Here is a 24,969-nt window from a genome sequence, read left to right on the forward strand (position 1 = left end):
CTTCAGGGTGCAGCGGCGGGCCATAACCCGCTTTTCAGCGTGGTGGGCGCGTACTCCACCGCGTGAGCGCGCCAGGGCAACGCGGCGCGAAAACGCCACAAACGGGTAATATCCAGCGTCCAGTAGCGTTCTGCGCCCGCCGGGCCGGGGATCTCCTGCGGTTGCCAGTGGATCTGCGTGGTGCCCTGAACATGCAAAATATCGCCGTTGTCGAAATCCATAAACAGCAGCGCGGCGCGGGGTTCGGCCAGTAAATTTCCCAGCGTGTTCATGTACTTGTTACCCCGAAAATCCGGCACCCACAGCCGGTTACCCACCAGATGCGCAAATCCCGGCTGACCGCCGCGGTGCGAGACATCCGCGCCGTCGTGCCCGTGGCTGGCGATGAAAAAAGTATCAGAACGCGCTATCAGCGCGCGGGCGTTGGCATCCGCTTGCGTCATCTCTTCCCGTGCGGGCAGCGGCAAACTGACCGGCACATCGGTCAGCGTGCGGATCTGAATATATTGCGGGCAGTTACCAAAACTCTGATCGACCAGGATCTCGATCCGATTTTTATCCATGCGCCCGATCCTGCCGTTCACCCGATTGCGCCGCCGGTTGGAAAAGTCGATCCCCAGCGCGCCGATCTGTTTTCCCGGCTGTAATGCCGCCAGCGCCGGATCGTCCGTGCGTCGCGGCGCATTCACCCGCAAATGTCCGTCATCCGGCGTGCGGATAAAACCGGCCGGTCCGCTCAGCAGCGTCGCCACCGGCCAGCCGTTGTCATCCAGCGTTGAGATAAACAGATAAGGCAGCGCCGCGAAAAACAGCTGGTGCTGCTCCGGCATTGCCTCGCGGATCCCATGCGCGACGACGTCAAAACCGGCCAGCTGCTGCGCCTGAAGTTCGCCGGTATGGAACGGGCTTTTCATGGCGTTTACTCCGCCTGAACAGGCAGCGGCAGGGCGGGCAGCGGCGTAAAGCCGGGCAGGCTTTCCACCCGTTGCAGCCAGCGCTGGATCGCCGGGTAACCGGCCAATGAAACGCCGCCTTCCGGTGCCGTCGCCACATAGCTGTAACAGGCCAGATCGGCGATGGTGGCGCGATCTGTCGCCAGAAACTCACGATGTTGCAGATGATCTTCCAGCTGCGGCAGGAATTTCGCCGTCACTTTCAGCGCGCTTTCATACACTTCCGGCGCGGAAAACTGCTTCACCATCCGGGCCGACGCCGGGCCGTAACGCACTTCACCGGCGGCATGGGATAACCATTTCTGCACTTCTGCCGCTTTCAGCGGATCTTCCGGCAGCCAGTGGCTGTCCGGCGCGTAACGTTTCACCAGATACACCAGAATCGCATTGCTGTCGGTGAGCACCACTTCGCCGTCGGTCAGAACGGGGATTTGTCGAAGCGGATTCAGCCGGGCAAATTCTTCGGTCTGGCGCACGTCGGCACCGGCTTCAGTGGCCTTAAACGGCAGATTGAGCATAGTCAGCAACAACGTCACGCGGTGGCAGTGGCCGGAAAGCGGGGTGCTGTAAAGTTGAATGGCGGGCATAGGTGTCTCCTCTGTGGCAGTGAGTCCAGATTACTCTTGCATTAAATGAATGAGATCCACGAAAATTGAAATTGAGTGTTTCACTTTGTGGAAGAATCTATGGATCGTTTAGACGAAATGGCGATTTTTGTCGCCGTTCTTCAGTATGGCAGCCTGGCGGAAGCCGCCCGTAAACTTCACCGTTCACCTCCGGCGATCACCCGCGCCATTGCCTCGCTGGAACACCGCTTCGGCGCGAGGCTGGTGGAGCGCACCACGCGCAGCCTGGCACCGACCGAGGCGGGCGCACGGCTGGCAGAAAAGGCGAGGCTGCTGCTCAGCCAGTATCAGGACGCCGTGCAGGACACCGCTGAAACTCAGCTCAGCGGCCTGCTGCGCATCACCGCGCCGGTGCAGTTTGGCCGCAAACACGTCGCACCGCTGGTGATGGAATTTCTGGCGCAGAACCCGGACATGCAGATCGAAATGATGCTCAACGACCGTAATCTCGATCTGATCGACGAAGGATTAGACCTGGCGGTACGCATCGGCCATCAGGACGATTCCGGCAAAGTGGCGCGCAAAGTCGCTGAAGTCACCCGCGTGCTGGTCGCCAGCCCGGCGTACCTGGCGCAGCATGGCGAACCGCAGCATCCGTCGGAACTGGCCGGGCATCAGACCGTCATGGGCACCTTGCGGACCCCACTGCGCGAATGGCGTTTCGGGCCGCACGAGGATGAACTGCGCGTCCGGCTGTCGCCGCGTTTGCTGCTCAACGACGTCGAGTCGCAACTGCTGGCGGTGCGCAGCGGTCAGGGGATTGCCCGGCTATTGTCGTATCAGGTGAGGGATGATGTGCTGGCGGGCAACATGGTGCGGCTGTTAACCGATTTCGAACCGCTGCCGTTGCCGGTGCAACTGGTGGCGCAGCAGGTACAGCAGATGCCGCGCAAAGTGCGGACATTCTGGGATTTCGCCTGTCAGCGGCTGAGTGTGCTGCCGCAACTTCATGCGCTGAACGCATCTTCGGAACAGTGACCCAGGTCACGCTCGTGTGCGGTAAAAATAACCTACTCTGAGAGTTGTGCAAAAACAGTGAGTTACTTCAGGACAGGTTGTCCGCTTGCTCACACCAACCCAGAAGGAAAGGATGATGACCCGTAACCGGCTGAATCTTGCCACGCTTTTGATACTGGCGCTCAGCGCGCCGCTTCCCCTGACGGCGTTCGCGCAGAGTTTGCCACAGGATCCTGACCCGGCCACGCCGGCGAAAACCTACATCAGCGCCGTGAACCCCGATCGCACTATCACTTACCGCCTGTATGCCCCGACGGCGCAGCATGTGGATGTGGTAACCGGTTCAACGCCGGTCACGTATATTCCGCATCAGATGAGCAAAGACGACAAAGGCGTGTGGAGCTGGACGTCACAGGCGCAAAAACCTGATCTCTATGAGTATTTCTTCAACGTCGATGGCCTGCGTATTGCCGATCCCGGCAGCGCGATGCCAAAACCGCAGCGTCAGGTCAATACCAGCCTGATCCTGGTGCCGGGCAGCATTCTGGATGTGAAAAACGTGCCGCACGGCGAAGTCCGCACGCTGACCTATCATTCCGCCGCGCTCAATTCCGAACGTCAGGTCGCCGTCTGGACGCCGCCGGGTTATAACGATGCGTCACAGCCGCTGCCGGTGCTCTATTTCTACCACGGCTTTGGTGATACCGGCCGTTCGGCGCTGGATCAGGGGCGTATCCCGCAAATCATGGATAACCTGCTGGCGGAGAAAAAAATCGCGCCGATGTTAGTGGTCATTCCGGATACCGAAACCGACGCCAAAGGGGTGGTGCCGGAAGATTACGTCACCAAAGATCGCCGCAAAGAGTTTTATCCGCGTAACGCAGCGGCAGCAGATAAAGAGCTGACCGGCGACATTATTCCGCTGATTGCCAAAACCTTCCGCGTCCGCGATGACGCCGCCGGGCGTGCTCTGGCCGGCCTTTCACAAGGGGGTTATCAGACCCTGGTCAGCGGCATGACTCACCTGGATCAGTTCGGCTGGCTGGCGACCTTCAGCGGTGTGAGCACCACCACGGTGCCGAATGAAAACGTGGCGAAACGCTTCGCCGAACCGGAAAAAATCAACGCACAGCTGAAAAACTTCACGGTTGTGGTCGGTGAAAAAGACGTGGTGACAGGCAAAGACATCGCCGGGCTGAAATCCGAACTGGAGGAGAAAAAGATTAAATTTGATTACCACGAATACCCGAATCTCGGCCACGAAATGGACGTCTGGCGTCCGGCCTATGCGGAGTTTGTACAGAAGATATTTAAGTAGGGTTTCAGGAGTAACGCCTCCCCTGTGAAGGGGAGGCGCTGGTTGACGTTAAGCGCTTTTCTTCGCCTGCTGGCTGTGGCGTTCCAGCAACGGTTTCAGGAAGCGTGCGGTATGCGATTCTTTGCATTCCGCCACGGTTTCCGGGGTACCCGCCACCAGAATCTGACCGCCGCCTGCACCACCTTCCGGCCCGAGATCGACAATCCAGTCTGCGGTTTTAATCACGTCCAGATTGTGCTCAATCACCACGATGGTATTGCCCTGATCGCGCAACTGATGCAGCACTTCCAGCAACTGCTGAATATCAGCAAAGTGCAGGCCGGTGGTCGGTTCATCGAGAATATACAACGTCTGACCTGTGCCGCGTTTTGAGAGCTCACGCGCCAGTTTCACACGCTGCGCTTCACCGCCGGACAGCGTGGTCGCTGACTGGCCGAGGCAGATATAAGTCAGACCGACGTCGATCAGCGTCTGCAATTTACGCGCAAGGGCAGGCACAGCGTCAAAGAATTCACGGGCTTCTTCGATGGTCATTTCCAGCACTTCGTGGATGCTCTTGCCTTTGTATTTCACTTCCAGCGTTTCGCGGTTATAGCGTTTACCACGGCACTGATCGCAGGGGACATAGATGTCCGGCAGGAAGTGCATCTCCACTTTGATCACGCCGTCGCCCTGACAGGCTTCGCAGCGGCCGCCTTTCACGTTGAAACTGAAACGCCCCGGCGTATAGCCGCGCGAACGCGATTCCGGCACACCGGCAAACAGTTCACGAACCGGCGTAAAGATGCCGGTGTACGTCGCCGGGTTCGAGCGTGGCGTACGGCCAATCGGGCTCTGGTCGATATCGATGACTTTATCGAAATGCCCCAGGCCTTCAATTTCACGGTAAGGCGCGGCTTCAGCAAGCGTTGCGCCGTTCAGTTCGCGCTGTGCCAGCGGGAACAGCGTGTCGTTGATAAGCGTCGATTTACCGGAGCCGGAGACGCCGGTGATGCAGGTAAACAGGCCTACCGGCAGCGTCAGCGTCACATCTTTCAGGTTGTTGCCTTTGGCGCCGGAAAGTTTCAGCACTTTGGCGGCGTCCGCCGGCACGCGCTTCGCCGGTACGGAGATTTCGCGTTTACCGCTGAGGAACTGACCGGTCAGGGAATCTTCCTGCGCCATGATGTCGTCGGCTGTCCCCTCGGCGACAACGCGGCCGCCGTGGACACCCGCACCCGGACCGATATCAATGATATGGTCGGCGGCGCGGATCGCGTCTTCATCATGCTCTACCACAATCACGGTATTCCCGAGATCGCGCAGGTGGATCAGGGTTTCCAGCAGACGTTCGTTGTCGCGCTGATGCAGGCCAATAGAAGGCTCATCCAGCACATACATCACGCCCACCAGACCGGCGCCGATCTGGCTCGCCAGACGAATACGCTGAGCTTCACCGCCGGACAACGTTTCCGCAGAACGGGACAGCGAAAGGTAATTCAGGCCGACGTTCACCAGGAATTTCAGGCGATCGCCAATCTCTTTCAGCACTTTCTCGGCGATCTGCGCACGCTGGCCGCTGAGTTTCATATTGCGGAAGAAATCCATCGCATGACCGATGCTGAAATCAGAGATTTGCGGCAAGGTCGTTTCTTCCACAAACACGTTACGCGCTTCTTCCCGCAGGCGGGTGCCTTTACAGGATGCGCACGAACGGTTGCTGATGTATTTCGACAGCTCTTCACGCACCGCGCTGGATTCCGTTTCTTTATAACGGCGCTCCATGTTGTGCAGCACGCCTTCAAACGGATGACGACGAATCGACGTGTCACCGCGATCGTTAATGTATTTGAATTCAATGGTCGTTTTGCCGGAACCATGCAGAATGGCGTGTTGCACATCGCTGCTCAGGTCGTTGTACGGCGCTTCCACATCAAAATCATAATGCTCGCCGAGAGAGCGCAGCATCTGGAAGTAATAGAAGTTACGGCGATCCCAGCCACGGATAGCGCCGCCTGCCAGTGAAAGCTCAGGGTTTTGCACCACGCGGTCCGGATCGAAGAACTGCTGTACGCCCAGGCCGTCACAGGTCTGGCAGGCACCGGCCGGGTTGTTGAACGAGAACATGCGCGGTTCGAGCTCGCTCATGCTGTAGCCACAAATCGGGCAGGCAAAGTTCGCCGAGAACAGCATTTCTTCCGCTTTCGGGTCATCCATGTCGGCGACCACGGCGGTACCGCCGGAAAGCTCAAGCGCGGTTTCAAACGATTCCGCCAGACGCTGCTGTAAATCCTCACGGACTTTGAAACGGTCAACCACGACTTCGATGGTGTGCTTTTTCTGCAATTCCAGCTTCGGCGGATCGGACAGATCGCAGACCTCGCCGTCGATACGCGCACGGATATAACCCTGCGACGCCAGGTTTTCCAGCGTTTTAGTGTGCTCGCCTTTGCGATCTTTAATGATCGTGGCGAGCAGCATCAGGCGCTGACCTTCCGGCTGTGCGAGGACGTTATCCACCATCTGGCTGACGGTCTGTGCTGACAGCGTCACATTATGATCCGGGCAGCGCGGCTCACCCACGCGGGCAAACAGCAGGCGCAGATAATCGTGAATTTCCGTGATGGTCCCGACGGTAGAACGCGGGTTATGCGATGTGGATTTTTGCTCAATCGAAATCGCCGGAGACAGACCTTCAATATGGTCGACGTCCGGTTTTTCCATTAAGGATAAAAATTGACGAGCATAGGCTGACAGCGACTCAACGTAACGACGCTGGCCTTCGGCGTACAGCGTATCGAACGCCAGAGAGGACTTGCCTGAACCCGATAAGCCGGTGACAACAATCAGTTTGTCGCGCGGGATAATCAGGTTGATATTCTTGAGATTATGGGTACGTGCGCCCCGAACTTCGATCTTATCCATTCATCATTCCCGGATTAACGTGATAGCTCACCGTGCCGGTGACCTGCGGAAAATGGAGCATCGCGCCGGTCAGCGAGTCAGGCACAGAGAAGAACGTAACGCGCAATTATGACACAAATCACAGTCTATGCCACCCCGAAACCTGAATGTATATCCAGTACTCGATGTAACAGCGGAACGTTTGCTGAACAATCTGGAAAGAATCTTCCAGCGAATGACATCCATTGGACTGGGGCTACGTTTTGTGGTTATGACGGCGGCGTTTTGTGGTTATAATGATACAAAGTGAGTCTTTCACATCTCAAACTGTGGTTTCAGCCACGAGATACATCATCAGGAGAATCCACATGGCCAGCAGAGGCGTAAACAAAGTAATACTCGTCGGTAATCTCGGACAAGATCCGGAAATCCGCTACATGCCAAACGGCGGCGCAGTGGCCAACATGACACTGGCGACCTCCGAAAGCTGGCGTGACAAAGCCACCGGCGAGCAGAAAGAAAAAACCGAATGGCACCGCGTTGTGTTGTTCGGCAAACTGGCGGAAGTTGCCGGTGAATACCTGAAAAAAGGTTCTCAGGTTTACATCGAAGGTGCACTGCAAACCCGTAAATGGACCGATCAGGCTGGCGTTGAAAAATACACCACCGAAGTTGTCGTTAACGTGGGCGGCACCATGCAGATGCTCGGCGGCCGTACCGGCGGCGGCGCACCAGCAGGCGGCCAGTCAGGCGGTCAGCAAGGCGGTTGGGGTCAGCCTCAGCAGCCACAAGGCGGCAACCAGTTCAGCGGCGGCCAGCAGGCTCGTCCGGCTGCGCAAAACAACGCGCCAGCACAGAACAACGAACCGCCAATGGATTTCGACGACGATATCCCGTTCTGATACCTGCCTTCGGGCATCCATGTCAGAAATGAAAAAAGCCCCGAAAGGGGCTTTTTGTTGTCCGGCATTCAGGAATCTTTCATCCTTCAAACTTTCCCCACCGCACCAAACACTAATCTGCCCTGATGGAACGTCGCTTTCACCTCGGACACCCTGGCTACCGCTTCGGCGGAGCAGCTGGCGTCGACCAGGATCATTTCGGCGTTATCGTTCACCGCGGGCCACTGGCGGTTGCCGCTGTCGTCGAGCGGCAGGACGTTGCCGGTGGCGATGGCGAGGGAGCGCGTCAGGCCGAATTCATCCGAGTTGCCGTAGAGCTGGGCGTACAGACTGGCTTTTTCCAGCATGCTGCCGGTGCCGAACGGCGACCAGTGGTCGATCACGCTGTCGGTGCCGGTCATCACGAATACGCCGTTCTGGCTGAGTTGCGGCAGGGGCATGTTCAGTTTGCCGAGCGGAATGGTGGAGGCGACGGTGAACTGCTGCTCGGAAAGCCCGGCGATCACGCCTTCCAGTTCCGCACCCTGCATCATCGCCAGCGCGAAACCGTGGCTGAGCGTCACTTTGCCTTTCAGTTGCGGGTTTTTCTCCACGGTCTGAATCATGTATTTCACCGCCGCAATCCCGGCTGGCGTGGTTTCATGCAGATGAATATCCACGCCTTTGTTTGTATCCAGTGCAATCTGGAACATCGCATCGAGGGATTTTTCCATCGCGCCGTCTACATTCGTCGGATCCAGCCCGCCGACGTACTGCACGCCCATTTGCATCGCTTCGCGCATCAGCCCGTCGACTTTCGAGTGCAGCAAACCGTGCTGCGGGAATGCCACAATTTCACAGCTGAAATCCTGCTGATGTTTTTCCAGCGCGATTTTCAGATGCTCGAGGCTTTTCAGGCCACTCACCGGGTCGATATTGCAGTGGCTGCGCGCCACGGTGGTGCCTTTGGAATGCAGCAGGCCGATGATCGCCTCTGCGTGTTCCACCGAGGTCGGTAACAGTTGCGGGATAAGCACCTGTTCGCGGGCAATCATGTCCATGATGGTTTTGCCTTTACGCGGGCGCGGCGCTTCCCACTTGCCGCCGTAGAAGGTCTTGTCGAGGTGAATATGCATGTCGCGCGTGGCGGGCAGCAGGAGTAATCCCCGCGCATCAAAGGCAGGTAAGGTGCTGGCCGGTGCCTCTTTCGCAGGCTGGATCGCCACGATTTTGCCGTTGTTGATGTCCAGATTGTACAGGCCGGTTTTGGTGGCAATGACGATGTCGCCTTCGCGCTCAAAACCCTCTTCCAGCCGCACATTGCGCAGCTGATAGTGCGGCGCAGTAATCGCGTTGATCTGGCTGGCATCGTCACATTTTTCATCCATCGCGCCTGCTTTAAACGGCGCTGCTGATGCGATACCGGAGGCCATGCCTGCGGTCAGCAGTGCGCCGGTCGCGGTGATTTTGGCGCTATGAGAGAGAAAGTGTCTGCGGCTTTGTTGCTGAGGATTTTGCACGTCGAATTCCTTAATCATGATGCGGGAGGATGCTGCTTTCCTTTCACCCTAAAAGATATCGCCGGTTACGGCTGCGATTTTTCCCACTGCCAGCCAGTGGGAAACCTAATGGCTAACTGAGCTGACAAAAATCCTTTAATTTTCCGGCCAGTGCGATTTGCGCAGGCGTGGCGTCAGGGCGGTAAAAAAGCGCCAGTTCGACGTTATCCACTTGCGGTAATCCGCTTTCGGTGCCCAAAACCCGGTGCGCCGGCAGGCGGCAACTGGCGGGCAGTAAGGTGACACCCAGTCCGGCGGCGCTGGCGGCCACCAGCGCGGCGAGGCTGGCGCTGCTGTAACTGATGCGCCAGCTGCGCCCGAGGGCATCCAGCGCCTGACACAGTTCTTCGCGATACAGCGCATTGAGCGGAAACAGCACCAGCGGCACCGGATTGCGCTCAAAGGCCGGATACTCGGCGCTGTCGAGCCACAGCATCGGCTCGGGGCGTGAGGCATTGGCTTTTTCGCCGGTCAGCTGTTTGACCAGAATGATGTCCAGCATGTCCTGCTGCCAGGCGCGGCGCAGTTCGTGGCTCAGGCCGCTGGTAACGTCGAGGCGGATATGCGGATGGGCGCGGCAAAACTGCGCCAGCAGGGAGGTGGTCGCTGCCGCAAAATCTTCCGGTACGCCGAGTCGCACCACGCCGTCCGGCCACTGGTCGCTAAGCGCATCGTGTGCTTCACCGTTGAGCGCGATGATCCGCCGGGCATAGCCGAGCAGGCGTTCGCCCTCTTCGGTGAGCTGAACCTGATGGGAAGTGCGTTCCAGCAGCGGTTTCGCTAACGCCTCTTCCAGGCGGCGGATTTGCTGGCTGACCGTCGATTGCGACAAATGAACGCGGTCGGCGGCGCGGGTAAAACTGCCGGTTTCACATACGGCGACAAAACTGAGTAACTGCTGCGGGCTGAACATGGGATAGCGATTCATTTCATCACTACTTCTGGTTGTGGTATTTGAAATTTGAATACCGGGGAGAGTATCAACCTTCACGCCGCCGCACCAGACTGGCTCATTGCGCGGTGGTTTCGTGCCTCCTGCTCCAAAAGGACGCCTTGTTTTAGGGCATCACTCCCGCACTCCGGCAGTTTCTGATTTCACTTAAGATTGTATACAAGGCTTCGGCGGCAAATTGTCTTTCTGGTACAGAAATTGCTTTTTCCTTGTGAGACTTCAAGGAGAAAAATATGAAAGCGATCGTGATTGGTGGCGGTATTGGCGGTGCATGTGCGGCGATTGCGCTGAAGCGTTTTGGGATCGAGACGGCGGTCTTTGAGGCGGTGAAAGAGATCAAACCGGTCGGCGCGGCGATTTCCATCTGGCCCAACGGCGTAAAGTGCCTGAACTATCTCGGCATGAAAGACGCGCTGCGCGAGCTTGGCGGTAACATGCGTTTTATGGCCTACAAAGAATATCAGCAAGGCCAGACCATGACGCGATTCAGTATGGATCCGCTGATTCAGAGCGTTGGCGAGCAGCCTTATCCGGTGGCACGCGCGGAACTTCAGGCGATGTTGCTCGACACGTATGGCCGCGATCGGGTGCAGTTTGGCAAGCGCGTGACGCACGTTGAGGAATCCGCCGACAGCGTCACCGCCTGGTTTGATGACGGCACATCTGCCACCGGCGATTTACTGATCGCCGCCGACGGCACCCATTCCATTATCCGCCAGCATGTTTTGGGCTACACCACAGAGCGCCGCTACGCCGGTTACGTCAACTGGAACGGTCTGGTGGAAATCGACGAAAGCATCGCGCCTGCCGATCAGTGGACGACGTTTGTCGGCGAAGGCAAACGCGTTTCCCTGATGCCGGTGAGCGGCAACCGTTTCTACTTCTTCTTTGACGTGCCACTGCCGAAAGGTTTACCGCAGGATCGCACCACCGTACGCGACGATTTGCAGGGCTATTTTACAGGCTGGGCGGAGCCGGTGCAGAAGCTGATCCGCCAGATTGACCCGCAGACGACTAACCGCGTCGAAATCCACGACATCGACCCGTTTATGCAACTGGTGAAAGGGCGAATTGCGCTGCTCGGCGATTCCGGCCACAGCACCACGCCGGATATCGGGCAGGGCGGTTGCGCAGCGATGGAAGACGCCGTGGTACTGGCGAATATGTTGCAAACCAATTCGTTAGGCATTGAAGATGCGCTGCTGCGTTATCAGGAAAAACGCGCGTACCGCGTGAAAGATCTGGTGCTCAAAGCCCGCAAACGCTGCGACGTGACCCACGGCAAAGAGATGGCCGTCACCGAACAATGGTACGAAGATCTGAAAACCGAAACCGGCGAGCGCATTCTCTCCGGCATGTGCGAAACCATTCTGGGCGGCCCGCTGGAATAACCTGTAATGCGCAGGAAATAAGTTTTTACAACTCCTTAAAGTTTCCTGTGTTTTTGCCGAAAATAACATCAGAAGGATCAAGGTATCCACTGGCGCTATGACGCAAAAACATAGGGACTCATCAGGATGACAGTTATCTCTGCGACAGGTAATCAGGCGCTTAATACGCTGCTTACCGCCACCAAAACGACGGCCACGGTGTCTCCGGCGGCCAGTCAGCAGCAAGCGACAACGGCGCAATCCGCCGCGGTAATCATCGGCCAGACCGATGCCACGTCGCCGGTCTACAACATCACCAAACCGGCACTGGTCTGGGAACGTTCTTCCAGCGACCTGATGTCTTCAAAGCTCGCCTCGAATTTCAGCAACGCCGGTAATGCGGCGCGTTTTTCCGGGCTCGGTGCCGCCCTGCTTGAACGCTTTACCACCGACAGCGGCAGTTATTCGCAATCGGTGATGAAGCAGACTTCCGCTCAGTCCGCCAGTTCTGCGGGTAACGTCGCCGCCCAAACCCAGCTCCACACCAAAGCCGACAATCAGATCAGCCTGAGTATTAAAACCGCCAGCGGCGCGCTGGTGGAGATCACGCTCGGCAGTGATGATGACGGGCTCGGCGTGCAGGTGAATGTCAGCAAAGGCACGCTGAGCGATGCCGACCGCAAGGCGCTGGCGAACATGGCGGAAGGTTTTCAGAAAGCGATTGATGGCCTGACGGCGCAGCCGCCGAAGCTCGATCTGAGCGGACTGACAAAGTTTGATACCTCGGTGCTGACGTCGGTGGATTTGCACGCCAGTCTGGGCACTGAAAACACCCGGACGCTGGATTTTCACGCTGACGCCAGTACCCGTTCGGTGAAATCCACCGGGATCGACGGCACCGTGAATATCAGCGTGGACATGAGTAAGCGCGCCCTGTTGGGTACGGAAAGTCAGCAGACGCAGGCGCTGAACCAGTATCTGAAACAGTTCGACAATGCGGGAAGCCGGGGTAACGCGGACGATGCGCTGATGACCATGTTCAGGGATGCTTTTACGGCGCTGAATTCGAATTATGGCGAGAGCGCGACCACGCATAAAAGCAGCGCCAGAGAACCGGTGTATTTCTCGCTGACCCGGACCGATAAAAACATGGTATCCGGTCTGGCAGATTTCACGGCCTCTGTCTCGCAGACGCCGGTGGATAAAACCAACCCGATGCGCCCGGACGAGGTGGACACCTTCTCTTATCAGGTGTCGCAGTCGAGCAGCATTACCGGTACCGGCACGCAGGATCGGCATATTTCACAGAAGCAGCAGTCACATCTGGTTGCCAGCTACCACAAAGCGCTGACGTCGGGTTTACAGCTCAACCTGACGACCGACAGAAACTCGCAGAATTATCTGTATTATCAGATTGATGACAAGGCCGAGAGCACCACCAATATTCAGTATCAGAAGGGTGCTCTGGTGAGTGCGTCGGTGGATCAGCGCGCCAGTACTTCCACGCATATCCAAAAATATGTGAAGGGATGGCTGGAGTCAGACACCACCACGCCGGTGGACACCTCGAAAACCACTGATCTGCTCGGCAAGCTGCAATCAGACTGGGAGAGCAACCATCCGCGCATCTCCTTTGAAGATTATCTGCGTCAGCAAAACCAGCCGGATCTCAGCAGTCTGGTGCTGCTGGAGTCTGATCCGGGCGCGCTGAAAAACAGATGAACACTGGCCTGACGGCCTTTTCAACAGCCCCGTGAGGGGCTGTTGCTGTTATCACAACATCTCAAACTTCGCCCCTTTCAGCACGATATCCGCAAATTGCAGATGATGCATAAACTCGCGCAAAATCAGCAGAGTGGCGGCGAAATCATTGCCATCGGGTATGCCCTCGAACTGCGCAGGACGTCCGTTGATCACCAATGCCAGCCGGTCGAACGTGCGCTCCACGGCCTCGAGAGACAGCGTCATCACTTCATTTTCAGCCACGCCTGCGAGGCGTGCCAGTGCGCGAATATCATTGTCGGTACTGAACAATTGTGCGCCCGGCGGGATATCGTGGCGGATGCGGATGATTTCATCCTCGACCACCATAATGGCGTTTTCCATTTCATCCGGCGTTGGCGGCGTATGGCGAAAATAGCCGACGGAAGTCAGCTGTGAGCCGAGTGTCAGCGGCAATATTTTCTCGTCGATATCGTCATGCCGGACGGTAACCCGCGTTTCTTCGCGGCCAATATGCAGCAATACAGCAGGTTGGGTCATCGGCGTCTCCTGATATTTAGCCTTTCAACGTAGCGGGTTCAGACCTGAGAAATCTACTATGTCAGATGCGGATCGCGCCGCGCAAACTCTTTGACCATCCAGTCAATGAATACCCGCACGCGTGGCGAAAGCTGGCGGTTGCGGGGATAAAGTAAAGCCACCGGCATCGCACCCACCGGAAAACCGGCCAGGATCTGCACCAGTTTTCCCTGCGCGAGATCGTCAGTCAGCGCGTATTTTGGCACCTGAATAATGCCCATTCCGCGCCGTGCGGCCTCTTTCATGCTCTCCGCGCCGTTGACCGAAAATGGCGTCGGCAGCAGAATTTCACGGGTTTTACCCTGAACCTGAAAAACCAGCGGCAACAGCCCGCCGGTCGCACTGGAGCGGTAGCCAATCATCCGGTGTCCGGTGAGATCGTCCGGTGTGTCTGGCGTGCCGAACCGTTGCAGATAGTCCGGGCTGGCGCAGGTTATTTCCGGCAGCGTGCCGAGCGGGCGCGCCACCATATCGCTGTCTTTCAGCTCACCGGCGCGGATCACGCAGTCGATGCCTTCGCGCACCAGATCCACCAGCCGGTCGCCCTCGCTCAGGTAAAACTCAATATCAGGATATTGCGCCAGAAAATCCGGCAGGCCGGGCAACACGAAATGCCGCGCCAGCGTGCCGTGCACATCCACCCGCAATAGCCCTTTCGGCTGCGCCCCTGCGAAGGCCATTTCGGCATCTTCCACCTCTGCCAGAATGCGCAGACAGCGCTGGTAATAGGCTTCGCCATCCAGCGTCGGGCTGACGTGGCGGGTGGTGCGCTGTAAAAGCCGGATGTTGAGCTGCGTTTCCAGCTGTTTAATGGCGTCAGTCACCGTCGAGCGTTTCAGGTTCAGCGCCTGTGCGGCCTGCGTGAAACTCCGCAGTTCCACCACGCGGGTGAACAACGCCATGCTGTCGAGTTTATCCATGATGATTGTTCGCCTTTTCCGGATAGTGATAACGAATATCAGGGAATTATCCGGCAGCGTCAATCGGCTACTCTTTCTTCAGCGACAACGAATCCGAATCACTCAAAAAGGAAACACATCATGACGTCATCCAATCAAAAAGTGGCGCTGGTTACCGGCGCATCCCGTGGCATCGGTGCGGCTATCGCAGCGCGTCTGGCGCGGGACGGTTTCACCGTGATCGTGAACTATGCGCGCGGTGCGGCAGAGGCTGACGCGGTCGTCAGTAAAATCGAAAAGGCAGGTGGCAGGGCTATCAGCGCGCAGGCCGATGTCAGCGACGCGGCGGCGGTCAGCCGGATGTTTGCCAGTGCGCAACAGGCATTTGGCGGCGTGGATGTGCTGGTGAACAACGCCGGGATCATGACGCTTTCTGCCATCGCCGACACCGACGATGCCGCATTTGATCGCCTCATCGACATTAACCTGAAAGGCACCTTCAACACCCTGCGCGAAGCGGCGAAACACCTGCACAACGGCGGGCGCATCATCAACTTCTCATCGACCGTTGTCGGGTTATACCAGCCGACGTACGGCGTGTATGCCGCAACCAAAGCGGCCGTCGAGGCGCTGAGTCGCGTGCTGACCAAAGAAATGCGCGGGCGCCAGATCACCGTGAATACCGTGGCTCCCGGCCCGACGGCCACGGATTTGTTCCTCAACGGCAAATCTGAGCAACTGGTGGAAACCCTCGCCAAAACCTCGCCGCTCGAACGCCTCGGCCAGCCGGAAGATATCGCCTCCGTGGTGGCGTTCCTCGCCGGCCCCGATGGCGCCTGGGTAAACGGCCAGACGCTGAGGGCGAATGGCGGGATTCTCTAACCTCCCCGTTTTAAGGGAGAGATGAATCGCCGGAATACAGATCGCAAAACCCGGATCAGGAATACTGCTACGGGTTTTAGCGACGTGCCCGCGCGCATCATTCCGCGGATTGGCGGGGAGAGTTTATTGGGCTGATTTAAAGCGACACCGCCGCCTTGCGCCTGAACATCTCCAGCCATGCCGGGCGGCAGAACATCACCAGATTACCGAGCAGGATCAGCGCCAGCCCGATGACGGCGTTGATGTGCCATTGATACCCTTCGTAGAAAGTGGAAACGGTCAGGGCAACCAGCGGGAACAGCAGCGTGCTGTAGGCTGCCTGGCTGGCACCAATGCGTCCGACCAGCGTGAAGTAAATGCCGAAGGCCAGCACGGAGCCGAATACCGACAGGTAGACCAGCGAACCGAGGTATTGCGGCGTCAGGTCGATGGCGAAAGAGGCACCCTGAAACACGCTCAGTGCGCCCATCACCGCTGTGCCGTAAAACATCGCGTAGGTGTTGGTGGACAGAACGTCCAGCCCCCGGCGCTGATGACGGGCGCTGATCATATTGCCGAGCGAGAAACCGTAGGTACCGAGCAGGCTCAGGCCAATGCCTTTGAGCAGTTCCGGTGCAATGTGGGCGGCGCTGAGATCGTGCCAGAACAGGGTGATAATTCCCGCCAGCCCGAGAACGGCCGCCGGAATAACCGCCGGTGCCAGTTTCTGGCGGAAAAACACCATGCCGTTGAACGCGTTGAACAGCACGGCCATCGAGAAAATCACCGATTCCAGCCCGCTGGTGATGTAAGCCGCTGCGTGATAGAAGCAGTAAAAGTTGAAGCAAAAGACGCAGCAGCCCTGCACGATGCAAAAAAGATGGTCTTTCAGGGCGAGCCTGCGCAGGCGACGGGCCGCCAGCAGCGCCACCAGCATAATCACCGCCGCCAGCAGGAAACGGTAAAAGATCGACACCGTCACAGGCACATCGCCCTGTTGCAGGTAAATCGCAAACCAGGTGGTGCCCCAGATAATAATCACCGAAATATAAAGCAGTGCGTTCATCGACTTCTCTCATTGAAAAATTATGGTCTGAGGGAAGTGTGCGGTAATCCGGTGACGTTGGCTTTCAACGGCTTGCGGTTGAGTTGCATATTCTTGCGCATTTCTTTGCGCGCCGGCGTGGCAATATCTGGCTCTCATGCCGTCAAAACCCGTAAACTGGGCCTCTTCTTTTTCCTCCGGGTGCAGGTCATGACCAAGGTTTATCAGGCTTTCGACACGCTGCGTAAGCACAAAGCGGTTCTGCACGACAGTGTGGAGCTGAGTTCAGGTATTCAGCTGGCGGCCTGGTCGAATAAAAATGACACCGTGACCCAGGAAAGCCCGGATCACCATACGCTGAGTCTGTACGTCGCCGACGGCTACGAGTGTTATCACAAAACCCGTGGTGGCTGGCGCAACGGCGGCGGCCCGGACCGCTTTTGTCTGATGCCAAAAAACAGCATGTCGAGCTGGGATGTGCGCGATGATTTGTCATTCGTGCATGTGTATTGCTCTGATGAGCATCTGCGTCATCTGGTGGAGCAAACCTGGGATCGCAGCCCGGCAGCGATTCAGATGGAAGAGCGCACGTTCGAAGAAGATCCGCAGATCACGCTGCTCTATCGCCACTTTTTGCTCAGCAGCCAGTGGCAGGAAAACAGTAATCAGCTGATGCTGAGCAGTGCGGCAAACCTGCTGATGGCGCATCTGGTGAAGAACTACACTCATCTGCAATGGGCGTTGCCGACGGTGCGCGGCGGACTGGCACCGCATATTCTGAACCGGGTAAAAGACTACATTCACGCTCACCTTGCGCAACCCCTGATGCTGCCGGAACTGGCGCTTCTGGCTGAACTGAGCGAGTTTCATTTCGCCCGCATGTTCAAACAAAGTATGGGCATGGCGCCGCATCAGTACGTGATGAACGCCCGTCTGATCCGCGCCGAACATCTGCTGAAAACCACCGGCATGGAGATCACCGCCATCGCGCTGGAATGTGGTTTCAGCTCCGCCAGCCACTTCAGCCACCGCTTCAAATCCGTGCGCGGTATCACGCCGAGCGCACTGCGCAGCGGATCTTAATTTCTTTCTCCGCCCGCACTTCCCGTCTTTTCAACTTCAATGCTAACGTGATGGTCATTCTGAGAAATGAGGAGCAACCATGCACGCCCAAGCGCCTGTTATTGAAACCGAACGTCTGATTTTACGTGGTCATCGCATTGATGATTTTGATGCTATTGCCGCGCAGTGGGCGGATCCTGCCGTGGTGAAATACATTGGCGGTACGCCGTCCAGCCGCGAAGCCAGCTGGAGCCGGTTACTGCGCTATACCGGCCACTGGCAGATGCTGGGTTTTGGTTATTGGATTGTGTTTGAAAAACACAACGGTAAAGAAGGGGCGTTCGCCGGTGAAATTGGTCTGGCGGATTATCAGCGGGAGATGACGCCATCGCTCAACGGCATGGCGGAAATGGGCTGGGTGGTGGCACCGCAGTTTCACGGCAAAGGCTATGCTGTCGAAGCGGCCAGGGCGGTACTGTCCTGGGCCGATGAAAACCTCGATCGTCAGCTATGCTGCATTATTGCGCCGGAGCATCAGGCGTCTGTCCGGCTGGCGGAAAAGTGCGGATTTGTGGCGCACACCGACACCACCTATCACGGCTCGGCAACGCGGATTTTTCTCCGTCAGCCCAAAGCCTGATGGTTATTGCGGTTGTTCCATTTTGTCAGGGGAAGTCATGCTGAAGATTCTGGGTAAATCGACGTCGATCAATGTGCGTAAGGTGTTATGGACCTGCCACGAGCTGGGGCTGGAATTTGAGCAGGAACAGTTTGGTTCAGGTTTTCAGTCTGTGCAGACGCCACAATTCAGGGCGCTGAATCCGAATGCCATGGTGCCGGTGGTGCTCGATGGCGAATTCGTATTGTGGGAATCCAACGTCATTTGCCGATATCTGGCGGCGAAGGAAGGGCGGGAAGATCTGCTGTCATCGGATCCGAAACGGCGTGCGCTGACCGAACAGTGGATGGACTGGCAGGCGGGTGAGCTGAATAATTCATGGCGATATGCGTTTCCGGCACTGGCGCGCAACAGCCCTCAGCACACCGATCCGGCGCTGATTGATGCCGGTGTCAGCGAATGGAACCGTCATATGCAGATGCTGGAAGAGCAGCTTCAGCGCAGCGGCGACTATGTGCTGGGCGATAATTTTACCCTGGCCGATATTCCACTGGGGCTTGCCGTTAACCGCTGGTCGATGACGCCGATGTCGCGCCCGGCGCTGCCTGCCGTCTCGGCGTATTACGATCGGCTGAATCAGCGCGAAGGTTACCGGCTGTTTGGTCGCAACGGCATGGTTTGATGCGGATGCCGGGCTGAAAATAAAAAAAGACGCGGCAATGTCCTGTGCCGCGTCCTGTTATTCTAAACCTTCTCTATTTTTCAACAGACGCATCGGTTTATTTAAAATCGACTCTCATGAGTTCAGGAATTGTCTGACCATGCGTCGAGAAAACACACTTATCAATATAACTCTTAAATGCCGCCGGTTTAGGAATGCCCATATCCATCAGCCGGGAATTATCAAACTTCACGTTTAACTGCGCGAATCCGCCGTACAATTTAATGGCACGTAAAATAATTTTGTCATTGCACGGCCCTAAAACATCTTTAAATTGTTTGCGAATGCCGGTGAATTCCTGATAACTGATCTGCTCGTATTCGTTAATAATACGCGAAGTATTATTGGCTTTTGCCACCGAGGTGTCTATTTCATGGAACGGTGTACACATTTCCGCGCCGGACGAAATATGATAGAAGCTGTGGCTCAGTTCGGCTGCCAGGCATAATTTCACCAGCACCATGGCGCAATAATCGACAGGAATAACATCGACTTCATCGTCGAGGTTACAGGTGAATTTCTTCAGCTTGATCGCCATCATAAAGACCCAGAAAATGCTGCTCGACGGCTGGCAACCGTACTGGGTGTGACCGACGATAATCGACGGACGTGCCACCACGAACGGCAGTGTCGGGCACTCTGAACGCACCAGATTTTCGATAGCGCGCTTGGAAATGGTGTACTGCACCAGGTCTTCGTTGTGCTCGTTGTCCGGCATTCCTTCATAGAACACGCTGTCTTTGTCCGGCATGGAGGCCATCGCCGTGCCGACGTGAACGAAACGCTGCAAGCCTTTCACCTGCGCCATGCGTTTGGCGAACACCAGAGAGCCTTCGACATTGACGCGCCACATGGCCGGATTATTTCCGAATGAGGCAATCGCCGCACAGTTGATCACGTGAGTCACCTGATCTAAACGCGGGTCGTGAATAAAGCTTTCGGGTTCGGCCAGATCGCCGGTTAAAATAGACTGTTCAGTTAACGCAGAAAGCAGTTCGTCGCTTAATTCAAATTTCTTTAAATTATCGATGATTCTGGCGAGTCCCGTCGCATTATCGTCTGCTCTGACTAATAACAATAACTGGCTCTTCGCCGTTAATTTCTGACGTAAAAGATATTCAACAACTGCACCGCCGACAAAGCCAGTGGCACCGGTAATTAAAATACTGTTCATTATTAAGACCTGCAACGGGAAAGTATTGAGACAGTATCACCCGGACTGTAAACAGAACGTATACCGTTTTTTGCGCTAATTAAACGGCAGTTAAACAGCACGAAAAGCTTAAAAAATCAGGAAAGTTCATTTTAATGAAAAACTAAATATATGGCATTCGTTGGTTACACCGGGAAACATCTCAATAATACATTCGTTCTCTCTTCTCGTTATTTAAGCCAAATTAACAGCGAATAAACCGGATGGGCAACAGGGCGCGCAGGGGGCCATTTTTACGCATAATAGCGAGAAGATACGTGCAGAAAGTATCCACCATGCTGTCACTACGTTAAACTACTCATGTTTAGGGGGGTCTGTCTTTGGACTGCTCCGGAGCGATAACGAGGATGACGCGAACGGCGTGTCTGGTGTGTAATGCAGGGAATATTGCGCAGGTCATTCCCTCACGCGCTGAAATAAGGTACAAGGCTGCATGAAAATCCCAAATAGAATCCAACCTCTGGTGGATGACGGCCTGATAGACGATGTGGTCCGTCGACTGAAAAGTGGCAAAGAAGCCGACGTTTACACTGTTTTATGCGGTGAAGAGATCCGTTGCGCCAAGGTGTACAAAGAAGCTACGCAGCGTAGTTTCAAGCAGGCCGTTCAGTATCAGGAAGGCCGAAAAGTCCGTAACAGCCGCAACGCCCGTGCGATGCAAAAAGGCTCGAAGTTTGGTCGCAAGCAGCAGGAAGAATCCTGGCAGACGGCGGAAGTCGATGCGTTGTTCCGTCTGGCGAATGCCGGTGTGCGCGTACCGCAGCCCTATATTTGTCTGGATGGCGTGCTGCTGATGGAGCTCATCACCGACGGCGATGGCGTGGTAGCGCCACGTCTGAGTGATGTGATCCTGACGGAAGAAGAAGCCGTCGCGGATTTCGAGACGATGATCCGCAATATCGTGCGGATGTTGTGTGCGGGTATCGTTCACGGAGATTTGTCAGAGTTTAACGTGCTGATGGATGCCGAGGGGCCGGTGATTATCGACCTGCCGCAGGCCGTGGATGCCGCGGCGAATAACCACGCCGAATCCATGTTTGAACGCGATGTGAATAACATGACCGAATACTACAGCCGCTTTGCGCCGCAGTTGCAGACGACCCGCTACGCGAAAGAAATCTGGGCGTTGTATGAAGATGGCAAACTGACGCCGGAAACCCTTCTTACCGGGCACTTCGCCGAAGATACGCATAAAGCCGATGTGGATTCACTGCTCGATGAGATCATTGCCGCCGAAGATGAATACTACGATCGTCAGCGGGCAATGAAAGAACGCGATCTCGACCACTAAGCCGTCATCAGTCCGGCATCACCGAATGCTTCCCGCAAAAACCGGCGTTCTGCAAAATATGCTGGCCGGTTTCTGACAGGATAAACTCCGCCAGCGGTTTCGCTTTCTCCGTACAGGTGGCGAGCGCATAGCTGGCGCGCACGTTGTAATCCGCAGGAATATTAAACACCTCCAGCTCATCATTTTCCCGCAGCAGGGTGGCGTAACTGGTGTAGCCGATAAAGACGTCGGCCTGCCCGGTGCAAATCAACCATTCTGCCGCCAGTTTCCCCTCCGGCACCTTCGCCGACTTCTCGCCGCCCACCAGACGCAACGCTTTATTGCGCAGCACCGCGCCGGAATCGGGATGACGTCGTTCAATCAGTTCGAACATTTGCCAGGTGTAATCACCTGAAGGGTCGCTTTGCGGCGTCGATGTCGCCAGACGAAAACGCGGATCGAGCAGTACGCTCAGCCAGTTAAGCTTCTCCAGTTCCGGCATCTTACGCGCGGTGACGCACAGGCTGTTGCCGCAAAAGGTCTGCACGTCCAGCGCTTTGCCGTGCTGTTGCAGCGCCAGCGGATGCGCGGTGTTGGCAGAGGCGAACAGATCGGGTTTTTCACCTTTTTCGATCCGTTCACGCAGCAGCCCGGCAGGGCCGAATTCGGTGACCACGCGGATGCCCGTTTCTGCCTGAAACGCCTCACACAGTGGCGCCCACGCCCGCCGCAGACTGCCCGCGGCGAGCACTTTGATCGATTTTGTCATCAGATCTCCTTGTCACATTACTTCAAAACAGTCGTTGAAACGCAGTGATTTCAACAGCATGTACGACGCACAGAACAGGATTATTTTCCCGCGTGCGGGGCTTCTGCGGCGGGTTTGAAATCCGTCCGGTAGAAGCGCTGATAGTAAGCATCTGCCTGTTTCTGCATGTCGATGTCAGCAAATTTTTGCGGATACAGCTTTTTCGCCATCCACAATTCACCGAGAGCCATCGCTTCAGGCATCGGGTAGCCCCAGGCTTTGGCGTATTCCGGCATCAGGTATACGCGGTGGTTTTTCACTGCATCGATGCTCTGCCAGTTCGGATCGTGGTTGATCTGCCCGACCACTTCCGGGTAACGATCCTGCACGAAGATCACCTGCGGATCCCAGGCGATGACCTGTTCCAGCGACACTTGTTTGTAACCTTTCACCGTCGCGGCTGCCACGTTCATGGCACCGGCACGCGCCATCATCAGCCCGGTATATTTACCGGATCCGTAGGTGGTCAGGTCAGGATTGGCCATATACGTGCGGATACGCTGCGCCGGCGCAATGTTTTTCAGCCGTTCGCCGGTGAGCTGACGCTGAGAAAAAGTATAGTCGATCAATGCCTGCGCCTGTTTCTGGCGGTTCATCACGTCGCCGATAAGCGTAATGCCTTTTTTCAGCCCTTCGGTATACGCCCGGTCTTCATCCGGCAGCGCCGGGTTCATTTTGTGTTCTTCGCCTTTCGGATCGTCACGCAGCGACACCGCCACCACGGCGATACCGGTCTGACTTATCTGGTCGATCATTTCCTGCGGCGCATAGTTGGTGACGAACACCACCTGCGGATGCAGCGCGACCACGCTTTCCAGATTGACGCTGGTCAGATCGCCGACCACCGGCGTGTTCACCAGTGAAGGCGCGAGCCGCACATAACCGCTGCCGAGCTGCTGTTGCCAGTTATTGAGCACACCGACGATGTTGCGGGTGGCGTCGAGCTGTACCAGCAGATTCAGGGTCTGATGTTGCAGCACCACCACGCGATCAACCTTGTCAGGCAGGGTCACCTGGCGGCCCAGCTGGTCGGTTATCAGGCGTGAAGCAAAAGCGGAAGGGACGGAAAAGCTCAGTACAAGTCCGAGAAGGACGGTGGATGAAAATGAACGCACGGCGGGATCCTCTGATTTCGTTATGCATAGGATTATATAGCGTTAAGGGCGAGATGAATATGACCGGCGACAATCCCGCTTCGGGCAACGGTTTTGGGATGAGGTTATGCGGGGCATGTCACCGTTTGTTCATGATTTCCTCCCTGAATTGTCATACACGCGTGCCAAGGTTACCGCCGGATAATTGTTAAGCTTTTCAACCGGAGCGATCATGAAAAACCCAGTAATGCGCGCCACGCTGATGAGTGCGCTGGCGATAATGGCCTTTGGCGCCCAGGCGCAAACGACGCTGACTTTCTGGCATTCCATGGACGGTGATTTAGGTAAAGAGGTCAGCGCGCTGGCTGACCGTTTTAACCAAACTCATCCGCAATACCGCGTGGTGCCGGTCTACAAAGGCAATTATGAGCTGGGGCTGGCCGCAGGCGTCTCGGCGTACCGCAACGGTAACGCGCCGGATATTTTGCAGGTGTATGAAGTGGGCACGCCGAACATGATGGCCAGCAACGCCGTGGTGCCTGTGGCGCAGGTGTTTAAGGATGCGGGCATCCCTAATGACGAAAGCGCCTTTGTGCCTTCCGTGGCGGCCTATTACAGCGACAGCAAAACCGGGCATCTGATCTCGCAGCCGTTCAACAGCTCGACGCCGGTGCTGTATTACAACAAAGATGCGTTTAAAAAAGCCGGGCTGGATCCCGACGAGCCGCCTAAAACCTGGAATGCGCTGGCGACGGATGCCGCGGCACTGCGCGCGGCGGGCATGACATGTGGTTACACCAATGCCGGTCAGCAGGGTTGGATCCAGATCGAAGGCTTCAGCGCATGGAACGGTTTACCGGTGGCGACGCGCAACAACGGCTTCGACGGTACCGATGCCGTGCTCAACTTTAACGGCCCGTTGCAGACGGCACACATTACGCAGCTCAATGAGATGCACAAGAAAGGGGATTTCTCGTTCTATGGCCGTAACGACGATGCCACCACCAAATTCTACAGCGGCGATTGCGGCATCCTGACCACCTCGTCGGGCTCGCTGAACAGGATCCGTCAGTACGCAAAATTCGATGTAGGCGTCGGCATGATGCCTTATCAGGATGGCGCGCCGGGCGCACCGCAAAATGCCTTTATCGGCGGCGCGAGTCTGTGGGTATTCAAAGGCAAAACGCCGGAAACCTACAAGGGCGTGGCTGAGTTCCTGCACTTCCTGGTTGAGCCGGACATCGCCGCCGAATGGCATCAGAAAACCGGTTATCTGCCGATCACCAACGCGGCCTACACGCTGACCCGCGAACAAGGTTTTTATCAGACCCATCCGGGGGCCGATATCGCGATGAAACAGATGATCAACAAGCCGCCGCTGCCGTTCACCAAAGGGCTGCGGCTGGGCAATATGTCTCAGGTGCGCACCATCATGGACGAGGAGCTGGAGAAAGTCTGGAACGGTCAGGAAACCCCTAAAGCCTCGCTCGATAACATGGTGACCCGCGGAAATCTGCTGCTGCGCCGGTTCGAAACGTCGATTGCAGCCAAACAATAGCCGGTGATTTTTTCCCGAT

The 24,969-nt window shown here is 56.5% G+C and carries 22 protein-coding genes; 11 read left to right on the forward strand and 11 right to left on the reverse strand.

What is annotated here, in order from left to right; translation table 11 throughout:
- Positions 1-2: 2 nt before the first annotated feature.
- Together ACQZQY_RS06975 and ACQZQY_RS06980 are read right to left on the reverse strand one after the other, a co-directional pair.
- Entirely contained in the window at positions 3-914 is a 912-nt protein-coding gene (locus ACQZQY_RS06975) for a pyridoxamine 5'-phosphate oxidase family protein (protein ID WP_431296831.1), read from the reverse strand.
- Positions 915-919: 5 nt separating this feature from the next.
- Entirely contained in the window at positions 920-1,540 is a 621-nt protein-coding gene (locus ACQZQY_RS06980; RefSeq protein WP_431296832.1) for a glutathione S-transferase, read from the reverse strand.
- 99 nt (positions 1,541-1,639) lie between these two features.
- Here ACQZQY_RS06980 and ACQZQY_RS06985 point away from each other — a divergent pair, with 99 nt between their 5' ends.
- Positions 1,640-2,557: a LysR family transcriptional regulator gene (locus tag ACQZQY_RS06985; RefSeq protein WP_056776092.1), complete on the forward strand. Its 918-nt coding sequence runs from the start codon at positions 1,640-1,642 to the stop codon at positions 2,555-2,557.
- A gap of 115 nt (positions 2,558-2,672) precedes the next feature.
- Positions 2,673-3,854 carry an alpha/beta hydrolase-fold protein gene (locus ACQZQY_RS06990; protein ID WP_431297164.1) on the forward strand — a complete coding sequence of 394 codons (1,182 nt, stop codon included), beginning with the start codon at positions 2,673-2,675 and terminating at the stop codon, positions 3,852-3,854.
- A gap of 48 nt (positions 3,855-3,902) precedes the next feature.
- Here the strand turns inward: ACQZQY_RS06990 and uvrA are convergent, their stop codons facing one another.
- Complete coding sequence (gene uvrA, locus ACQZQY_RS06995; protein ID WP_431296833.1) at positions 3,903-6,758, reverse strand: excinuclease ABC subunit UvrA; 2,856 nt, start codon at positions 6,756-6,758, stop codon at positions 3,903-3,905.
- Positions 6,759-7,105: 347 nt separating this feature from the next.
- Between uvrA and ssb1 the strand changes: the two genes are divergently transcribed.
- Positions 7,106-7,639 carry a single-stranded DNA-binding protein SSB1 gene (ssb1, locus tag ACQZQY_RS07000; protein WP_431296834.1) on the forward strand — a complete coding sequence of 178 codons (534 nt, stop codon included), beginning with the start codon at positions 7,106-7,108 and terminating at the stop codon, positions 7,637-7,639.
- An 86-nt stretch (positions 7,640-7,725) separates the two neighbouring features.
- Here the strand turns inward: ssb1 and ACQZQY_RS07005 are convergent, their stop codons facing one another.
- Positions 7,726-9,138 carry an amidohydrolase family protein gene (locus ACQZQY_RS07005; RefSeq protein ID WP_431296835.1) on the reverse strand — a complete coding sequence of 471 codons (1,413 nt, stop codon included), beginning with the start codon at positions 9,136-9,138 and terminating at the stop codon, positions 7,726-7,728.
- A 112-nt stretch (positions 9,139-9,250) separates the two neighbouring features.
- Positions 9,251-10,105 (reverse strand): LysR family transcriptional regulator, encoded by an 855-nt coding sequence (locus ACQZQY_RS07010; protein ID WP_056776103.1) that lies wholly within the window; start codon positions 10,103-10,105, stop codon positions 9,251-9,253.
- 257 nt (positions 10,106-10,362) lie between these two features.
- Between ACQZQY_RS07010 and hpxO the strand changes: the two genes are divergently transcribed.
- Both hpxO and ACQZQY_RS07020 read left to right on the forward strand, forming a co-directional pair.
- Complete coding sequence (gene hpxO / locus ACQZQY_RS07015; RefSeq protein WP_421670638.1) at positions 10,363-11,520, forward strand: FAD-dependent urate hydroxylase HpxO; 1,158 nt, start codon at positions 10,363-10,365, stop codon at positions 11,518-11,520.
- Positions 11,521-11,646: 126 nt separating this feature from the next.
- Positions 11,647-13,221: a hypothetical protein gene (locus tag ACQZQY_RS07020; protein WP_431296836.1), complete on the forward strand. Its 1,575-nt coding sequence runs from the start codon at positions 11,647-11,649 to the stop codon at positions 13,219-13,221.
- Between the two features lie 51 nt (positions 13,222-13,272).
- Here the strand turns inward: ACQZQY_RS07020 and ACQZQY_RS07025 are convergent, their stop codons facing one another.
- Both ACQZQY_RS07025 and ACQZQY_RS07030 read right to left on the reverse strand, forming a co-directional pair.
- The gene (locus tag ACQZQY_RS07025; protein WP_431296837.1) at positions 13,273-13,761 is read right to left on the reverse strand and encodes a hypothetical protein; all 489 of its coding nucleotides are present in this window, start codon (positions 13,759-13,761) and stop codon (positions 13,273-13,275) included.
- 56 nt (positions 13,762-13,817) lie between these two features.
- Entirely contained in the window at positions 13,818-14,720 is a 903-nt protein-coding gene (locus ACQZQY_RS07030; protein ID WP_390974022.1) for a LysR family transcriptional regulator, read from the reverse strand.
- Between the two features lie 120 nt (positions 14,721-14,840).
- Between ACQZQY_RS07030 and ACQZQY_RS07035 the strand changes: the two genes are divergently transcribed.
- The gene (locus ACQZQY_RS07035) at positions 14,841-15,581 is read left to right on the forward strand and encodes an SDR family oxidoreductase (protein ID WP_390974024.1); all 741 of its coding nucleotides are present in this window, start codon (positions 14,841-14,843) and stop codon (positions 15,579-15,581) included.
- A 136-nt stretch (positions 15,582-15,717) separates the two neighbouring features.
- Here the strand turns inward: ACQZQY_RS07035 and ACQZQY_RS07040 are convergent, their stop codons facing one another.
- Positions 15,718-16,626, reverse strand: a complete 909-nt coding sequence (locus ACQZQY_RS07040; protein ID WP_183848347.1) for a DMT family transporter — start codon at positions 16,624-16,626, stop codon at positions 15,718-15,720.
- 189 nt (positions 16,627-16,815) lie between these two features.
- Between ACQZQY_RS07040 and ACQZQY_RS07045 the strand changes: the two genes are divergently transcribed.
- The 3 genes from ACQZQY_RS07045 (at position 16,816) to ACQZQY_RS07055 (ending at position 18,968) form a co-directional block, all read left to right on the forward strand.
- Complete coding sequence (locus ACQZQY_RS07045; protein ID WP_136374989.1) at positions 16,816-17,688, forward strand: helix-turn-helix domain-containing protein; 873 nt, start codon at positions 16,816-16,818, stop codon at positions 17,686-17,688.
- 79 nt (positions 17,689-17,767) lie between these two features.
- On the forward strand, positions 17,768-18,307 hold the full coding sequence (locus ACQZQY_RS07050; RefSeq protein ID WP_431296838.1) for a GNAT family N-acetyltransferase: 540 nt from the start codon (positions 17,768-17,770) through the stop codon (positions 18,305-18,307).
- A 37-nt stretch (positions 18,308-18,344) separates the two neighbouring features.
- A complete protein-coding gene (locus ACQZQY_RS07055; RefSeq protein ID WP_431296839.1) occupies positions 18,345-18,968 on the forward strand; it encodes a glutathione S-transferase family protein in 624 nt (207 codons plus the stop codon).
- Between the two features lie 97 nt (positions 18,969-19,065).
- Here ACQZQY_RS07055 and ACQZQY_RS07060 read toward each other — a convergent pair whose 3' ends face one another.
- Positions 19,066-20,181: an SDR family oxidoreductase gene (locus tag ACQZQY_RS07060; RefSeq protein ID WP_122094514.1), complete on the reverse strand. Its 1,116-nt coding sequence runs from the start codon at positions 20,179-20,181 to the stop codon at positions 19,066-19,068.
- Between the two features lie 472 nt (positions 20,182-20,653).
- Here ACQZQY_RS07060 and ACQZQY_RS07065 point away from each other — a divergent pair, with 472 nt between their 5' ends.
- On the forward strand, positions 20,654-21,511 hold the full coding sequence (locus ACQZQY_RS07065) for a PA4780 family RIO1-like protein kinase (protein ID WP_122094513.1): 858 nt from the start codon (positions 20,654-20,656) through the stop codon (positions 21,509-21,511).
- Between the two features lie 7 nt (positions 21,512-21,518).
- Here the strand turns inward: ACQZQY_RS07065 and ACQZQY_RS07070 are convergent, their stop codons facing one another.
- A complete protein-coding gene (locus ACQZQY_RS07070) occupies positions 21,519-22,259 on the reverse strand; it encodes a molybdate ABC transporter substrate-binding protein (RefSeq protein WP_390974033.1) in 741 nt (246 codons plus the stop codon).
- Between the two features lie 80 nt (positions 22,260-22,339).
- Entirely contained in the window at positions 22,340-23,413 is a 1,074-nt protein-coding gene (locus tag ACQZQY_RS07075) for an ABC transporter substrate-binding protein (protein WP_056776127.1), read from the reverse strand.
- Positions 23,414-23,624: 211 nt separating this feature from the next.
- Between ACQZQY_RS07075 and ugpB the strand changes: the two genes are divergently transcribed.
- Positions 23,625-24,950 carry a sn-glycerol-3-phosphate ABC transporter substrate-binding protein UgpB gene (ugpB, locus tag ACQZQY_RS07080; protein WP_431296840.1) on the forward strand — a complete coding sequence of 442 codons (1,326 nt, stop codon included), beginning with the start codon at positions 23,625-23,627 and terminating at the stop codon, positions 24,948-24,950.
- Positions 24,951-24,969 lie beyond the last annotated feature (19 nt).

The organism is Rahnella sp. PAMC25559 (assembly GCF_050632365.1).
Classification (GTDB): domain Bacteria; phylum Pseudomonadota; class Gammaproteobacteria; order Enterobacterales; family Enterobacteriaceae; genus Rahnella; species Rahnella rivi.

What these genes read in the sequence shown, in the direction of transcription:
- ACQZQY_RS06975 (WP_431296831.1), bottom strand. Translation starts at nt 914, where the DNA reads ATGAAAAGCCCGTTCCATACCGGCGAACTTCAGGCGCAGCAGCTGGCC.
- ACQZQY_RS06980 (WP_431296832.1), bottom strand. Translation starts at nt 1,540, where the DNA reads ATGCCCGCCATTCAACTTTACAGCACCCCGCTTTCCGGCCACTGCCAC.
- ACQZQY_RS06985 (WP_056776092.1), top strand. Translation starts at nt 1,640, where the DNA reads ATGGATCGTTTAGACGAAATGGCGATTTTTGTCGCCGTTCTTCAGTAT.
- ACQZQY_RS06990 (WP_431297164.1), top strand. Translation starts at nt 2,673, where the DNA reads ATGACCCGTAACCGGCTGAATCTTGCCACGCTTTTGATACTGGCGCTC.
- uvrA (WP_431296833.1), bottom strand. Translation starts at nt 6,758, where the DNA reads ATGGATAAGATCGAAGTTCGGGGCGCACGTACCCATAATCTCAAGAAT.
- ssb1 (WP_431296834.1), top strand. Translation starts at nt 7,106, where the DNA reads ATGGCCAGCAGAGGCGTAAACAAAGTAATACTCGTCGGTAATCTCGGA.
- ACQZQY_RS07010 (WP_056776103.1), bottom strand. Translation starts at nt 10,105, where the DNA reads ATGAATCGCTATCCCATGTTCAGCCCGCAGCAGTTACTCAGTTTTGTC.
- hpxO (WP_421670638.1), top strand. Translation starts at nt 10,363, where the DNA reads ATGAAAGCGATCGTGATTGGTGGCGGTATTGGCGGTGCATGTGCGGCG.
- ACQZQY_RS07020 (WP_431296836.1), top strand. Translation starts at nt 11,647, where the DNA reads ATGACAGTTATCTCTGCGACAGGTAATCAGGCGCTTAATACGCTGCTT.
- ACQZQY_RS07025 (WP_431296837.1), bottom strand. Translation starts at nt 13,761, where the DNA reads ATGACCCAACCTGCTGTATTGCTGCATATTGGCCGCGAAGAAACGCGG.
- ACQZQY_RS07030 (WP_390974022.1), bottom strand. Translation starts at nt 14,720, where the DNA reads ATGGATAAACTCGACAGCATGGCGTTGTTCACCCGCGTGGTGGAACTG.
- ACQZQY_RS07035 (WP_390974024.1), top strand. Translation starts at nt 14,841, where the DNA reads ATGACGTCATCCAATCAAAAAGTGGCGCTGGTTACCGGCGCATCCCGT.
- ACQZQY_RS07040 (WP_183848347.1), bottom strand. Translation starts at nt 16,626, where the DNA reads ATGAACGCACTGCTTTATATTTCGGTGATTATTATCTGGGGCACCACC.
- ACQZQY_RS07045 (WP_136374989.1), top strand. Translation starts at nt 16,816, where the DNA reads ATGACCAAGGTTTATCAGGCTTTCGACACGCTGCGTAAGCACAAAGCG.
- ACQZQY_RS07050 (WP_431296838.1), top strand. Translation starts at nt 17,768, where the DNA reads ATGCACGCCCAAGCGCCTGTTATTGAAACCGAACGTCTGATTTTACGT.
- ACQZQY_RS07055 (WP_431296839.1), top strand. Translation starts at nt 18,345, where the DNA reads ATGCTGAAGATTCTGGGTAAATCGACGTCGATCAATGTGCGTAAGGTG.
- ACQZQY_RS07060 (WP_122094514.1), bottom strand. Translation starts at nt 20,181, where the DNA reads ATGAACAGTATTTTAATTACCGGTGCCACTGGCTTTGTCGGCGGTGCA.
- ACQZQY_RS07065 (WP_122094513.1), top strand. Translation starts at nt 20,654, where the DNA reads ATGAAAATCCCAAATAGAATCCAACCTCTGGTGGATGACGGCCTGATA.
- ACQZQY_RS07070 (WP_390974033.1), bottom strand. Translation starts at nt 22,259, where the DNA reads ATGACAAAATCGATCAAAGTGCTCGCCGCGGGCAGTCTGCGGCGGGCG.
- ugpB (WP_431296840.1), top strand. Translation starts at nt 23,625, where the DNA reads ATGAAAAACCCAGTAATGCGCGCCACGCTGATGAGTGCGCTGGCGATA.